This window comes from Streptomyces roseofulvus, from assembly GCF_039534915.1.
In the GTDB taxonomy this organism is placed as follows: Bacteria; Actinomycetota; Actinomycetes; order Streptomycetales; family Streptomycetaceae; genus Streptomyces; species Streptomyces roseofulvus.
Genome location: NZ_BAAAWE010000001.1, coordinates 6,788,382 through 6,802,310, shown reverse-complemented (window position 1 = coordinate 6,802,310; position 13,929 = coordinate 6,788,382). Strand labels below are relative to the sequence as shown.

General features: G+C 72.6%; 11 protein-coding genes. 9 read left to right on the top strand and 2 right to left on the bottom strand.

The genetic code is table 11. From position 1 onward, the window contains the following. Positions 1-374: 374 nt before the first annotated feature. Entirely contained in the window at positions 375-986 is a 612-nt protein-coding gene (locus tag ABFY03_RS31355) for a TetR family transcriptional regulator C-terminal domain-containing protein (RefSeq protein ID WP_346171404.1), read from the bottom strand. Between the two features lie 67 nt (positions 987-1,053). Here ABFY03_RS31355 and ABFY03_RS31350 point away from each other — a divergent pair, with 67 nt between their 5' ends. The 4 genes from ABFY03_RS31350 (at position 1,054) to ABFY03_RS31335 (ending at position 5,719) form a co-directional block, all read left to right on the top strand. Continuing rightward, positions 1,054-2,601 (top strand): DHA2 family efflux MFS transporter permease subunit, encoded by a 1,548-nt coding sequence (locus ABFY03_RS31350; RefSeq protein ID WP_346171403.1) that lies wholly within the window; start codon positions 1,054-1,056, stop codon positions 2,599-2,601. Next, on the top strand, positions 2,598-3,347 hold the full coding sequence (locus ABFY03_RS31345) for an SGNH/GDSL hydrolase family protein (protein ID WP_346171402.1): 750 nt from the start codon (positions 2,598-2,600) through the stop codon (positions 3,345-3,347). The genes ABFY03_RS31350 and ABFY03_RS31345 overlap by 4 nt, the downstream gene beginning before the upstream one ends. A 110-nt stretch (positions 3,348-3,457) precedes the next feature. Further along, positions 3,458-4,336, top strand: coding sequence for a hypothetical protein (locus tag ABFY03_RS31340; RefSeq protein ID WP_346171401.1), 879 nt, complete (start codon positions 3,458-3,460; stop codon positions 4,334-4,336). Between the two features lie 117 nt (positions 4,337-4,453). Further along, complete coding sequence (locus ABFY03_RS31335; RefSeq protein WP_346171400.1) at positions 4,454-5,719, top strand: MFS transporter; 1,266 nt, start codon at positions 4,454-4,456, stop codon at positions 5,717-5,719. A 257-nt stretch (positions 5,720-5,976) separates the two neighbouring features. Here ABFY03_RS31335 and ABFY03_RS31330 read toward each other — a convergent pair whose 3' ends face one another. Further along, positions 5,977-6,315, bottom strand: coding sequence for an alpha-amylase (locus ABFY03_RS31330; RefSeq protein WP_346171399.1), 339 nt, complete (start codon positions 6,313-6,315; stop codon positions 5,977-5,979). Between the two features lie 987 nt (positions 6,316-7,302). On the opposite strand from ABFY03_RS31330, the gene ABFY03_RS31325 reads away from it, so the two are divergent. The 5 genes from ABFY03_RS31325 (at position 7,303) to ABFY03_RS31310 (ending at position 13,820) form a co-directional block, all read left to right on the top strand. Then, positions 7,303-9,315, top strand: coding sequence for an ATP-binding protein (locus tag ABFY03_RS31325; protein WP_346171398.1), 2,013 nt, complete (start codon positions 7,303-7,305; stop codon positions 9,313-9,315). A 248-nt stretch (positions 9,316-9,563) separates the two neighbouring features. Continuing rightward, the gene (locus ABFY03_RS31320; protein ID WP_346171397.1) at positions 9,564-10,733 is read left to right on the top strand and encodes a ThiF family adenylyltransferase; all 1,170 of its coding nucleotides are present in this window, start codon (positions 9,564-9,566) and stop codon (positions 10,731-10,733) included. Further along, complete coding sequence (locus ABFY03_RS31315) at positions 10,730-11,383, top strand: GNAT family N-acetyltransferase (protein ID WP_319010348.1); 654 nt, start codon at positions 10,730-10,732, stop codon at positions 11,381-11,383. Before ABFY03_RS31320 ends, ABFY03_RS31315 begins: the two co-directional genes overlap by 4 nt. 100 nt (positions 11,384-11,483) lie before the next feature. After that, complete coding sequence (locus ABFY03_RS38025) at positions 11,484-12,173, top strand: DUF8189 domain-containing protein (RefSeq protein WP_487222188.1); 690 nt, start codon at positions 11,484-11,486, stop codon at positions 12,171-12,173. 804 nt (positions 12,174-12,977) lie between these two features. Next, the gene (locus ABFY03_RS31310; protein WP_319010346.1) at positions 12,978-13,820 is read left to right on the top strand and encodes a PP2C family protein-serine/threonine phosphatase; all 843 of its coding nucleotides are present in this window, start codon (positions 12,978-12,980) and stop codon (positions 13,818-13,820) included. Positions 13,821-13,929: the final 109 nt, after the last annotated feature.

Here is a 13,929-nt window from a genome sequence, read left to right as displayed (position 1 = left end):
CCGAACGTCACCACCCCGGTGTACGTCGCCGCCTTCGCGCCCGACGCCGGCGAGAGCCCCGGCGGCTCAGCCAGGAGATGCCACCCGCCGCGTTCCACGAGAGCTTCGCCCAGGACCTGTCGGCGGACGAGGCCCTCGTCATGGCGGTCACCCAGAAGGCGCCGCTCGGCTCCACGTTCGGCGACGGCGTGACGGCGCCCGGCGTGACGGCGCCCGGCGTGGCGGAGCAAGATGGCCCAGCGCATGAACCGCCGGAAGATCGTCGAACTCGACGCGAACCACGCCTCCTTGGCGTCCCGACCGCAGGAGATCGCCGACCTGATCGAGGACGCGGTGCGCGAGACGACAGGCCGACATACGGCTGTGACGACCCGTCAGTTCGACGGCCGCACACCGAGGATGGCGTACATGCCGCGCAGCGCCCACTCCTCCGTACGGCTGTCGCCGTGCAGGAGGCGCGCCGGAGTGACGCCGCCGGCCAGGGACTCCAGCCCGTAGACGACCTGGGCGGTGTCGGTCCCGGACGGGAGGTCCCCGGCGGCGACGGCCGCGTCGACGTCGCGACCGAGGACGTCCCGCCAGCGGGTCCGGCTCTCGGCGATGCGGTCGTGCACGGCTCCGGCGCGGCCGTCGTAGTCGTAGGTGACCTGGGTGAGCAGGCAGCCCCCTGAGTAGCCGGGGTCGACGGCGTACCTCACCCAGGCCGCGCACACCGCCAGCAGGCGCGGCAGTCCGGCGTCGAGATGGCGCACCGGCCGCCAGACGCGGACGCGGAAGCTCTCCACGACCAGGTCCACGGTCTCCAGCTGGAGCCTCTCCTTGCTGCGGAACTGACCGATCACGCCCGCCTTGCTCATCCCGAGCACCTCCGCGAGGCGGCCGATGGTGACGCTGTCCAGGCCCTCCCTGGAGGCGATCTCGGCGGCGGCCTCCAGGACCGATCGCCGCGTTTCGAGGGCTGCTTGAGCCGATGCGCGTCCTGCCATGGCGGCCACTTTAGCAAACGACCGTACGGCATTGACGTACGAACGGTCGTACTCTTAAATCCTCGCCATGACGTCTTCCGTCCCCTCCTCCCCCGGCTCCTCCCCCGCCTCCTCCCCCGACTCCTTCCCCGACTCCTCTCGCGGATCCTCTTCCCCCAACTCGCCTTCTCCGGGGGCCCTTTCCGCGCCCTCACCCGCCGGCGGCCCCGCCGCCCGGCGCGCCTCGCTCGCGCTGCTCCTCGCCTGCGCCGGCACGTTCCTGAGCTTCCTCGACGCCACCGTCACCAACCTGGCGGTGCCGCCGATCGCCGCCGACTTCGGCGTCTCGCTGACCACCGTCTCGTGGGTCGCCACCGCGTACGTGATCCCCTTCGCGGCCCTGCTCGCGCCGGCCGGGCCGCTGGCCGACGCGGTCGGCCGGGCCCGGCTCTTCCTGGTCGGCGTCGCCGTCTTCACCGCGTCGTCCCTGCTGATCGCGGCGGCACCGAACCTGCCCGTCCTGCTGGGCGCCCGCGCCGTCCAGGGCCTGGCGGCGGCCCTGCTGGTCCCGGCCTCCCTGGGGCTCGTCCTCGCGGAGATCCCCGCCGAACGCAGGCGCGCCGCGATCGGCGTGTGGAGCGCGGCGGGTGCCCTGGCCGCCGCCGCGGGTCCGGCACTCGGCGGCGTCATGGTCGAAGTCCTCGACTGGCGCGCCCTGTTCTGCCTCAACCTGCCGGTGGGCGCCTGGGTGCTGATCGCCGGCCGGAAGCTGCCGAGCGGCGAGTCCCGCGCGGGGCGGGCCCCCGACCTGCTCGGCGGTCTGTTCCTCGCCCTCGGCGTCGGCGCGGCGGTGTACGCCCTGACGCAGGGCCCCGACCACGGCTGGGCGTCGGCACAGGTGCTGACCGCCGCCGCCGTCACCGTCGTGGCGGGCGTGGCGACCGTGCTGCGGGCGCTCCGGCACCCGCGCCCCGCGCTCCGGCTCGACCTGCTCAGCGGCCGCCCGTTCGCCGTCGCGACCGGTGCCTCGTTCGCGTACGGCACCGCGCTGTTCACGACGATGCTGCTCGGCGTGCTCTTCCTGACCGGCGCCTGGGGCTACTCCACCCTGGAGGCCGGTCTCGCGATGAGCCCGGCGGCGCTCGTCACGGCCGCCGTCGGCGTCGGCGTCGGGCGGCTCCCCGTCGCCCTCGCCCCGCGCACGATGGTGGCCGGCGGCTCGGCCCTCATCGCCGCCTCGACGGGGGTCCTGGCCCTGCTGATCGACGCCGAGCCGCGCTTCTGGACGCTGTGGCTCCCGGCCGGAGTGGTGATGGGCGTCGGCGTCGGCCTGGCCACCGTCGGCATCTCCAGCGCCGCCGCCCTCTCCGTCGCCCCCCGGGACTTCGCCGCCGCGACGGGCATGGTCATGGCCGCCCGCCAGGTCGGCGGAGGTCTCGGCATCGCCGCCACGGCCGTGATCATCGCGGAGGTCGCGGGCGCGGGAGCGGAGCCGTACGCCGCCGTGTACGGGTTCGCCACCGCCGTCAACCTGGCCGCGGCGGCCGGCGGTCTCGCCCTGCGGCTCACGCCCCCTCCCCCGCCGCGCCCCGCCGCCGCGGCCACCCCGCGCACCCTCGAAGGAGACCGGCGATGACCGTCCCCCCGCACCCCGTCCGGAATCCGCGCCGCACGGATCCCGTCGAGTCCGACGATCCGTACTGCATGCCCGCCGACGCCGCCGCCGCGCTGCTCGGCGGCCTCCCGTGGAACCGGCTGGCCGTGCTCGGCGACAGCGTCACCGCCGGGGTGATGGACCCGCTCCCCGGCTACCGCCACCGGTCGTTCGCCGACCGCTTCACCGACGCCCTCGCCGCCACCCGCCCCGGCTTCGCCGCGCTCGACCTGGCCGAACCCCACCTCCTGCTCGCCGAGATCCGGGAGCGGCAGCTCGTCCCCGCCCTGGAGTTCGCGCCGGACGTGGTGATGGTGAGCGCGGGCGGCAACGACGCCTTCCGGAGCTTCGACCCGGACGCGCTGCGGGCCGGACTGGCCGCGCTCCTCACCCCGCTCGCCGAGAGCGGCGCCGTCGTCGTCACCATCGGCCTCTTCGACCTCGCCCGGTCGGGCCTCGTCCCACCGGAGTACGCGGAGGGCATGGCCCGCCGCTTCGACACGCTCGACGCCCTCACCGCCGAGCTGACGGGGAGCCTCGGCGGCGTCCACATCGACACCCACCACCATCCGCTCGCCGCCGACCCCGGCATCTACGCCGCCGACCGCGTCCACGCGAACGCCCGCGGGCACGCGGTCGCCTTCGCGGCGATCGCGGACGCCTTGGGGCGGGAGCGGAGGCTGGGGAGGTGGGGCGGCCGAGGAGGAGAGAGGTCGGGAGAAGCCTGAGGAGAATCTCCTTCCTCAAGATCTGCCGGAATACCCCCGGGGGGTATATGGTTGTGATCGTCGTCCTGACCGGACGGCAACAGGATCCGCATCACACCTGGGGAGACGTCATGAACAACCACGCAGGTCACCACGGCAGCCATGCGGGGCACGGCAGCCACGCGGGACACACCGGTCATGGCGGCCACGCCGGTCACGGTGGGGCTCAGCCCGGCGGGCTGTCGGTCTCGGCGGACGGCTACACCCTCGTCCTCGATTCCACGATCCTCACCGCCGGTGTACAGCCGGTCACCTTCCGGGTGATCGGCCCCGACGGCCGGCCGGTGACCGAGTACGTCGCCGAGCACGAGAAGGAGCTGCACTTCATCGCCGTCCGGCGGGACACGGCCGGGTTCCAGCACGTGCACCCGGTGCGGGACGAGCACGGCACCTGGAGCACCGAGCTGACCCTGGAGCCCGGGGACTGGCGGTTCTTCACCGACATCCACCCGGTCGGCCACGACGGGACCCTGACGCTGGGGATCGACGCGGCGGTCGCCGGAGCGTACGCCCCGCAGCCGCTGCCCGAGGCGACCGGGACCGCGCGGATCGACGCGTACACCGTGGCGCTCAAGGGCGAGCTCGTCGCCGGCGAGGCGAGCGAGCTGACCCTCACGGTCAGCCGGGACGGCCGCCCCGTCACGGACCTGGAGCCCTACCTGGCCGCGTACGGGCACCTCGTCGCCCTGCGGGTCGGAGACCTGGGCTACCTCCACGTCCACCCGGAGGGGGAGCCCGGCGACGGTGTCACCGCGCCGGGTCCCGCGATCTCGTTCATGGCGGTCGCGCCCACGGCCGGCACCTACCGCCTGTTCCTGGACTTCCAGCACGAGGGAGTCGTCCGTACGGCCGAGTTCACGGTCCGCACCACGACCCCCACGCCCGCGCACGACGACCACAACGCGCACGGCGACCACCACGCGCACCACGGCCACGACGGTCACCACTGACACGAACGGAAGCGATCCCTTGCCCTGCTGTCACCCTCTCCCCGCCTGTCGCCGCGGGGCGCGGCCGCCACCACGACGAGGCCGTGCCCCGCCGCATGGACACGGAAGGAACCCGCCATGCGCCTGTTCGCCATCCGCGACTACCGCCGACTCTTCGGCGCCCAGGTCATCGCCCTCTTCGGGACCGGTCTGACGACCGTCGCCCTCGGACTCCTCGCCTACGACCTCGCCGGTCCGCGCGCCGGCGTGGTGCTCAGCACCGCCCTGACCATCAAGATGGTCATGTACGTGATCATCGCGCCGCTGGCCGCCGCGTACGTCGACCGGCTCCCCAGAAGAACGTTCCTCTTCCTCCTCGACGTGGTCCGCGGTCTGGTCGTCCTGGCGCTGCCGCTGGTCACCGAGGTCTGGCACATCTACGTGCTGATCGGCCTGCTCCAGGCGTCCTCGGCGGCGTTCACGCCGACGTTCCAGGCCGTGATTCCCGACATCGTCACCGACGAGTCCGCCTACACCCGCGCCCTGTCGGCCTCCCAGGTCGCCTCGACCATGGAGAGCCTGCTCAGCCCGGTCCTCGCGGCCGTCGCCCTGACGTTCCTGAGCTTCGACCGGTTGTTCCTGGGCACCTCCGCCGGCTTCCTCGTCTCGGCCGTGCTCGTCCTGTCGACCCGTATCCCCGACGCCCGCCCCAGCGGTCACACCAAGGCCTGGGACAAGGCGGCGGCCGGCATCAGGACGTTCCTCGGGACGCCTCGGCTGCGGGGTGTGATGGCGCTCAACCTCGTGGTGGCGTCGGCGGGTTCGATCGTCGTCGTCAACACCGTCAACCACGTACGCGACGAGCTCGGCGGCTCGCAGTCGGACGTCGCCTGGATGCTCGCCGCGTCCGGCACGGGCACCCTCCTGGCCGCGCTGGTCCTGCCCCGCGTCCTCGACCGGATCGCCGCCCGCGCGGTCATGCTGACCGGCGCCGGAGTCCTGGTCGGCGGCACGACCGCCGCGGTGACGCTGTCCGCGACGGGGCTGCTCACCTGGACCGCCACGGCGGGCATCTGGACGGCGATCGGCGTCGGGATGGCCCTGGTCATCACCCCGACCGGCACGGTCATCCGCGCCTCCGTCGGACGGAACGCGATCCCCGGCGCGTTCGCGGCCCAGTTCTCCCTGTCGCACCTGGCCTGGCTGATCACGTACCCGCTGGCGGGATGGCTCGGCACGGCGGCCGGCTTCACCCTCACCTGGACGGTTCTCGCGGCCCTCGCCACGACGGGAGCGGTCGGCGCCCTCCTCCTGTGGCCGCGCCACGAAGCCCGGGACGCCGCCCCCGCACTCACCCGCCACGCACCTGCCCCGCACCGCGCCACCCTGACGAAGGCCGCGTGAGACCAAGCCCGACCGCTGCCCGCCGACGACACCGTCGGCGGGCAGCGTCGGTCCCGCCCCGGACGGCCCTCGGCCCCGGAGGAGGTGACGGGGCGGCGAGACGAACGACGTCGTCGCCGGCACGTGCCGGAGGGGGCCCGCAGGAGAGCGCCGACGAGGTCGGGGAGGGGTCGCCCGACGTGGCCGGAGACGCGCCGCGGGTCTGCGACAGAACCTCGGGCCTGCGCGGCGCCGAGCATCGGGACGTGCCTGGGGGCTCAGGCGTCGCCGGGCGTGGCAGGGTCACATGTCCGCAGCCCCGTGACGTAGTTGCCGTCGGTTCCGTAGCCGGCGAAGGTCGCCCACCGGCCGGGCTCGATCACACGGCACGGCGCCCACTGCCCGTTGGTGTACTCGACCGTGACGGAGACGGTGTCCCCACAACCGTTGTGGACGTCGGTGTAGCGCCAGCTCTGGAAGTACTCCACGCACTCCGGAGCCGGTGATCCGGTGGTCGCCACCGCCGACGGGGCGGCGACCGAGGCCGCCAGAAGACCCGCCGCGGCAGTGCCGGCGAGGACAACCGGACGGGCTATGCGCTGCATGAGGTTCGTCATGCTCCGAAGCTTGGAGACAGGGCGGACCCTTGCGCAAGATCTTGCAAACATTTTCAGTCACTGGCAGCTCAAAGTCACGAACATGCAGTTCAACTCCATCCTCACTGCCGCAAGTTGTTGCAGCCCTTTCACTCACTGCACCTGGTGGGACTCCTGAAGCCATACGGACCTGCGGCTACACAATGGCCGAGATGCGACGACTCTCCGAAGCGGCTGCGTTCCCGGCTCGGGCTGAGGTGACGGGGGGAAGTTCACGGTGGCCTTCCGGGCCGAGCACCGAAACGGGCCGCGGACACCGGGCTCCGCCCCCGCGTTCGGAGGGGGCGATCAAGGCGCCACCCGGCACGAGCCCGCCGTGGATCCCCTGGGACGGCACCACGCCGACAGGTCGTACCCGATCCGGGCGGTGTCGCCACCGGCGGGAAGGCGTCGTCGGCCCACACCCGTGGTCACGGCGGACCCATACGCGTGGGGGCGGGGTCGGCTCCCTGCCGCCACCGGCCACGTCGCGGACGCCGAGCTCGCCACCACCACCGCGGACCACGCGGCGGCCCCGGCACTCCTGGATTCACACGGTCAGGTGATCGCGTGCGGCAAGGTGGGCAGCTCGTCCCAACAAAGCCGGCTTCACCGGCGCCACCCGTCGACATCGGCGTCCCGGCGTGCAGGCGTCAAGGGGTCGGGGAGTCCGGCCGGGGCGAACGCCGCCGCGTCGGCGAGCCGAGCCCCTCGACGCCTGCGCCGCCGCCGGCGCGGTCACGTCCCCCGCCGGTGCCACCGTCGTCAGGGCAGGTACACGCTTCGCCATTCGCGTCCCGTGATCAGGCCGAGGCTGCCAGGATGCGTGCACGCTTTCGTTCTCGGCGCGGTCCGGGCTCCCGAGCCGTGCCGCACGGTACGCGCCGTGTGTCCCGGTGCGGCCCGTCGGCACGCGGGAGGCCGCTGCGCCAGGCCGGAAGCCTCTTCACAGGTAGGGAGGATGGATCCGTGTTCGTGGGGCGCGAGCATGAACTGGTGGCACTACAGGGCGCGTTGAAGGTCAACCGGCTGGTGACCTTGACCGGGGTCGCGGGCGTCGGCAAGACGCGGCTGGCGCGGCAGCTGGTGGACCTCGGCCTGGTGGCCGCCGCGGAGGATGCCTGCTGGGCGGACCTGTGGCAGTTGCGCGATGACGGGTTGCTCGCGGCACTCGTGGCTGATGCGTGCGGCCTGTCCGATCACACGCCGCGGATGCCGGTGGACGTGATCTGCGACTGGATCGGCGATCGCGAGCTGCTGCTGGTGCTCGACTCCTGTGAGCATGTGCTGCCCGCGTGCCGAAGCCTGGTGAAGGTGCTGCTCGCGAAGTGTCCGCAGCTGAGGATCGTGGCCACCAGTCGCGAACTCTTTCATTTGGACGGCGAGTTCGTATCCGCCGTCCAGCCGCTGCCGTGTACCACCGATGCCGCCGAGTTGTTTCTGCGGCGCGCCACGGAATCGGGGCACGTACCCGAGCCCGGGGATCTGAACCAGGTCACCGAGCTGTGTACCTACCTCGACGGGCTGCCCCTGGCCCTGGAGTTGGCCGCGGGGGCGCTGCGGCACTGCAGCATCGAGGATCTTCTGCGCCGCCCGCGGCACGAGTTGAGCCGGGGGGAGGACGAGGTGCGCCCACTGGCCCCCCGCCGGCACGACGTGCTGCGGACCGCGCTGGGCTGGAGCCATGAACTGTGCACGCCCGCGGAACGCCTGTTGTGGGCCCGGCTGTCCATTGTCCACGGGCACTTCGACGAGGCCGTGGCGGTGGCCCTGTGCTCCGGTGGACCGCTGTCCGCCTTCGACGTGGGCCACGCTCTGGCCGGGCTGGTGGACAAGTCCGTCGTGACGCGCCGCCGCGGGCGCTGTCTGCTGCTCGACACGGTGCGCGAGTACGGGCGCCTGTGGCTCGCCGAGCTGGGTGAGCTGGACGCGATGGCGAGCACGCACGCCTCGTACTTCCTGACGCAGGCGCGGCGGGCGGACGCCACGTGGACGAGCGCCGAGCAGACCGGCTGGTACCGCACCATCAAGGAGGCGCACCCCGATCTGTGCGCGGCCCTGGACCACCTGCTCGACCACGACGTCGACGCGGCGCTCGAACTGGCCACGTTGACCGGCTTCTACTGGACGTGTTGCGGCCACGCGCACACCGCGCAGCTCTACCTTTCGCGCACGCTGAATGCCTGCGACCGCCAGGGGCCGATGCGGCAACGCGCCGTATGGGCGCTGGGATTGACCTACCTGCTGCAGGGAAATCACGTGACGGGGACACACCTGGCGCGTCAGTGCCTGGAGAGCGCCCGTGTCACCGGGGACGCGACGGCGCTGCTGCGGGCCGCCTATCTGCAGGCCATGAGCGACCTTCTGCAGGGCAACCCCCGGCCGGGCCTGGAGCTGTTGGAGCACGCCCTGCGGAACGCGGACGTACACAGCGCGGACAGGGGCGACGAGCCCGCTCGCCAGGCCGTGATGATGTGCCGGATGCTGCGCCTGTTCGCCCTCACGGGGCTCGGGGAACTGGAGGAGAGTCGACGGTCGGCCATGGCGCTGCGCGCGGAGTGCGTCGCCATGGGTGAGCACTGGATCCGCTCGTATGCCGACTACCAGATGTGCGTGATCGCACTGCGCGCGCAGGACAGCGAACTGTCCCTGAAGTACGCCCGTTCGATGCTGCACGCGAAGCAGCAGATCGGCGACACGTTCGGCATCGCGCTGGGACTCGACATGCTGGCCGCGGCCTTCTCCGCCAACGGAAACGGCATTTCCGCGGCGCTCGCCTCCGGCGCGGGCCAGCGGCTGTGGGATGCGGTGGGGCATCCGCAGCGCGGAGCTCCGGACGTGGCGCCGCTGCGCGAGGCGGGCGAGGAGCGGGCGCGCAGGCTTGTCGGTGCGGGTACCTACGAGTCGTACCGCAGCGAGGCCTCCCATGCCGACCCCGGCGAGATGCTCGCCTGGGCGGCCGGCGGGGAGCCACCTCTGTAGGGCGCGGGCGCGGCGCGATCGTACGAGATGACTTCCCTTGACGGTCACCCGTTCGCCGCGCCCGTATGACTTTCGCCGCCGCCGGTGCGGAGTGGTGAAATCCGTTGTGCCGCCTGGCCGAAGTCGCCTTCGGGAGCGCGTCGACAAAGGGGGGCGTGAGGTGGTGAATACCCCGCGCACGAATTCGACTACGTACGCCCCCTCGCGCCGCGGGATTCCAAGATCGCACGCTGGTAGCTTCCGGCCTCGTGATCAATTCGCTTCCCGAGAATCCGGGTGACCCGCACGACCTCATGCCGACACCCCAGGGACGGGAGGTCCCTGTCCGGCCCACCCTGCTACGCCCCGCGTCGGAGGACGACCGGGCCGTCCTCGACGCCCTGCTCGCCTCCGGCCGCGTCCGCGAGCGGCACGACCGCATCGACGAGCAACTCGCCGAACTGGTGCGCTGCGAACGCCCTCACGACGCCCTGGCGGGACGCCGGCTGGCGGAGGCTGTGGCAGAGGCGACCGAGGGCGTCGAACTCAGCCGTTACGGAACATGGGCGTGGTACCCCTGGTCCGGGCGCCTCGTCCACGTCCTGCCCCGTGAGGAGTTCCGGCGGGTGCGTACCGACCGCAACCGGGACAAGATCACCACGGCGGAGCAACGGCGGCTGCTGGCGCGGCGGATCGGGGTGATCGGCCTGTCGGTGGGCAGCAGCGCGGCGATCACATGTGCCATGGAGGGCGTCGCAGGATCGTTCCGTCTGGCCGACTTCGACACGCTCGGACTCAGCAACCTCAACCGGTTGCGGGCCGGCGTCCACGACGTGGGCCTGCCCAAGACGGTGCTGTGCGCACGGCACATGTACGAGCTCGACCCCTACCTCGACATCGAGCTGTGGCAGGACGGGCTCACCGAGGACACCATCGACGCCTTCTTCGGCGCCGCGGACCGTCCGCTCGACCTCGTGATCGAGGAATGCGACACCCCCTGGGTGAAGACCGCCGCCCGCGAGCACGCACGGCGGCACGGCATCCCCGTCCTGATGGACACCAACGACCGCGGGCTGCTGGACGTCGAGCGCTTCGACCTGGAGCCGGACCGGCCTCTGTTCCACGGCCGCGGCGGCGACCTGAGTGCCGAGGACGTACGGCGTCTCGCACCGGCGGACGCCCTGGACTACCTGCTGCGCATCTGCGACGAGAGCCGGCTCAGTCCCGCCATGAAGGACGCTCTCGGCCGGATCGGGCACTCCCTGTCCAGCTGGCCGCAGCTGGCCAGCGGGGTGATGCTGGGCGGCGCCCTGGTCACCGACACCGCGCGCCGCATCCTGCTCGGCGAGCCCGTGGCCTCGGGCCGCTACTACACGGACCTCGAAGAGATCATCGGTGCCGTCGAGACCGAGCGTGTCCCGGTGGGAGCGGCCCGGTGAGCCACCTCCCCGAACTCCACGGCGAGCACCTGTGGTTGCGCGAGCTGCGGGCCACCGACCTGGCGCCCTTCGAACGCATCCACACCCACCCTCTGCTCACCCGCTACCTCGGCGTCGACCGCATGGACGCCCGCGAGGCCCAGGACGCGTTCGCCCAGCACCTCGCCCAGCCCTACACCCATCCGCGGCGCAAGCACACCCTGGCCGTCTGTCCGCCCGGCCAGGACGTCATGGTCGGCACCATGGGCCTGCTCATCGAGGACTACGGGCGCAACGCCATGCTCACCAGCCTGGTCCTGCTCCCCGACGCACCCGTGCGGGGACACGCGCACGAAGCGGGGCGGCTCCTGATGGCCTATGGGTTCGGGCACTTGGGGCTGCACCGCATCTGGGCCGGGCACCGCGCGGACCACCTCCGGATGCGCGAGGTGATGCTGGCGGCCGGGCTGCAGCCCGAGGCCACGCTGCGGGAGTTGTTCCACACCCAGGGCCGGTGGCACGACGTCACCACGTACGCGGCGCTCGCGCCGACCTGGACCCGCCGGATCACCCCCGCCGAACGGGCCATCCTCCACGGCACCGCTTTCCCCTCCCCCGCCGGCGCCTCGGGCGCACCGGCACGGTCCGCGTATGCGACCACCGGCCGGTGAACCCCTCCGCCGGCGGGCTCCGGCGCCGCGGTGAGGGCCGCTTCCCACGCCCCGAGGAAGCGGCCCTCACCCACCGCGAGCCCGTGCCGCCGCACGATGGATCGGTCCCCTGACGCCGCCCACGCGCCCGCACCTCAGACCTCCCCGGCCACGGCGCAGCGGCACCCAGACGCCGGCGACACAGCGTGCCCGCCGCGATCCGCGGCAAGGACGGCACGGTACGCGTCTTCTACCGCACCCCGGGCAACGACCTGAAGGTCATCGCCCAGGACAAGATCAACAGTACCTACGGTGCGGCCCGCACCCTGGCCACCGACATCGGTGGGGACCCGGCCGCCGCGCCGGGCACCGACGGCCGCCTCCACGTCTTCTTCCCCGGCAGCGACAGCGCCTGCGCCACACCCGCAGCACAGACCTGCGGTACGAGGAGTACGCGCAGCCGAGCTCCCCGGGCGGCCAGATCCAGGCCACGCCCTCCCCCGCCCTGGACGGTTCGGGGCACCTGGTCGTGGCCGTCAAGGGGGCCTCCGGCACCCCGTACACCATCCAGCAGAAGTCGGAGGACTCCACCAGCTTCGACGACTACGTTTCGCGGAGCACCGGCGTGACCTCCCGGCCGGCGGCGGTGACCGATGCCGCCGGCCGGGTGCAGATCTTCTACCGCGGCAGCGAGGCGCGGCCACGCGGGCCGGAGAGAGCGACGACCACCAGTCCTTCCAGAGCGCGGTCAGCCTCGGCGGCGCGCTCATCGGCCGGCCCACGGCCGCACCCGGGCAGGACGACCGGCTGACTCCCTCGGGGGAGGCATCGACGTCCCCGTGCCGATCGCCGACCGCGACAACCTCCTCCACACGTTCACCGTAGGCTCGGGAAACGACCGCAACCTCTACCACGCACGCCAGCACTGGGCCTGACCCCCTCCGCCCCGTGCTGCCTGCCGAAGGCCACGTCCTCCACGGCAGGCGCCACCTGCACCCAGCAGACAGGGGAACGATCACCGCGCAGGGCCACTCCAGCACCGGCCCGAGCTGGAGTGACCGCGAGTGGCGGACGGTCGCCGACGCGGACGCCGACGCGGCCGTCTCGGACTACATCTCGCCGTGTGCAGCCCCACGACCCGGGCATGCGCCACGGCCGGCGGGGGCACTGCCGCCGGTTGCCGCAGGCGGGGTACTCGCTGCAGCCATCGGTCAAGACCATCCAGGCCGGGATCGGGTTCGGGCAGGAACCGTCGCTGGACCTGTTTCCGGAGCCGCGAACATGACTCCTGACATGGCCGCGGAGGTTCGGTGGCGCCCACCAAGGCTCCGCTTCGAAGGTGACGGAGACAGCCCTGCCTGGACGCCCCGCCAGGAGGGAGCCATGTGCCTGTCCGCCGGGGCTTTCCTCCGGATCCGTGAGGGGCCGCCCGGAACCGGGCCCCGATCTCCCGGCGGTGCCTCCGGGCCGGAGCGCGGAGCGATGAGATGCGGGCCTCGTGCCCTCCGGGCAGAGTAGGGAAGGACCTGTCCGTACCGAAGTGTTTCCCGTGGGGTCCCGCATGCTGGAGACGGGACGGAGTGATACGAGGATTGTCGTGACGTCGGAGTGATCGATGTTCCGCAGACGGCCGGCCGACAGCAGCGAGGATCTTCTGGTCCGGCTCGGGTCGCTGACCGCCAAGGCCCGGGAGCTGGCCGAGACCCAGCGTTCCCGTGTCGAGCTCGCCGTGGCCCTGCAGCGCGGCATGCTGCCCTCGGACCTGCCCAGTTTTCCGGGTGCCCGGCTGGCCGTCCGCTACGAGCCCGCCAACCACGGGCTCAACGTCGGCGGTGACTGGTACGACGCCTTCTCCCTGCCCGGCGGGCAGATCGGCATGTCCATCGGTGACGTGCAAGGGCACAACATCGAGGCTGCCGCCTTCATGGGACAGGTCCGCGTGGCACTGCGCGCGCTGGCCTCGGTCAGCGGAGAACCGGGAGAGCTGCTCGGTCGCACCAACGACCTGCTGGTCTCTCTGGGCGCCGACCTCTTCGCCACCTGCACCTTCCTGCGGCTCGACCCCGCTGCCGGCACCCTGGAGTGCGCCCGGGCCGGTCACATCCCCTACATCTGGGCCACCAGCGACGGCCACTCCGGCATCGACGACAGCGAGGGCGGGCCTCCGCTCGGTGTGCTCCGCGGCGTCGACTACCAGGCGACGCGCCACCGGCTCACCGCCGACGGTGTCTTCGTCCTCCTGACCGACGGGGTGGTGGAGGGACCCTCGCTCCACATCGACGAGGGTCTGGACCGCGTGACGAGGCTCGCCGGGATCACCGCCGTCGCCGGGCTGGACGTCGACGCGCTCGCCACCGCCGTCATGAAGCTGGCGGCCACGGTGGGGCACGAGGACGACGCAGCCGTCCTGGTCGTCGGCCACGACGGCGGTCCCGCCCTGCCGACGGTCGAGGGGTGAAGGGGCCCGCCCCGGGGTCAGCCCGCCCCGGGCCGGCCCGCCCCGGGCCGGCACGTCCCGGGCCGGCACGTCCCGGGCCGGCACGTCCCGGGTCCCCTCCCGGTTCGGG

Excerpts from the sequence above, each read along its gene's own strand:
- ABFY03_RS31355 (WP_346171404.1), bottom strand. The coding sequence starts at position 986 with ATGGCAGGACGCGCATCGGCTCAAGCAGCCCTCGAAACGCGGCGATCG.
- ABFY03_RS31350 (WP_346171403.1), top strand. The coding sequence starts at position 1,054 with ATGACGTCTTCCGTCCCCTCCTCCCCCGGCTCCTCCCCCGCCTCCTCC.
- ABFY03_RS31345 (WP_346171402.1), top strand. The coding sequence starts at position 2,598 with ATGACCGTCCCCCCGCACCCCGTCCGGAATCCGCGCCGCACGGATCCC.
- ABFY03_RS31340 (WP_346171401.1), top strand. The coding sequence starts at position 3,458 with ATGAACAACCACGCAGGTCACCACGGCAGCCATGCGGGGCACGGCAGC.
- ABFY03_RS31335 (WP_346171400.1), top strand. The coding sequence starts at position 4,454 with ATGCGCCTGTTCGCCATCCGCGACTACCGCCGACTCTTCGGCGCCCAG.
- ABFY03_RS31330 (WP_346171399.1), bottom strand. The coding sequence starts at position 6,315 with ATGACGAACCTCATGCAGCGCATAGCCCGTCCGGTTGTCCTCGCCGGC.
- ABFY03_RS31310 (WP_319010346.1), top strand. The coding sequence starts at position 12,978 with ATGTTCCGCAGACGGCCGGCCGACAGCAGCGAGGATCTTCTGGTCCGG.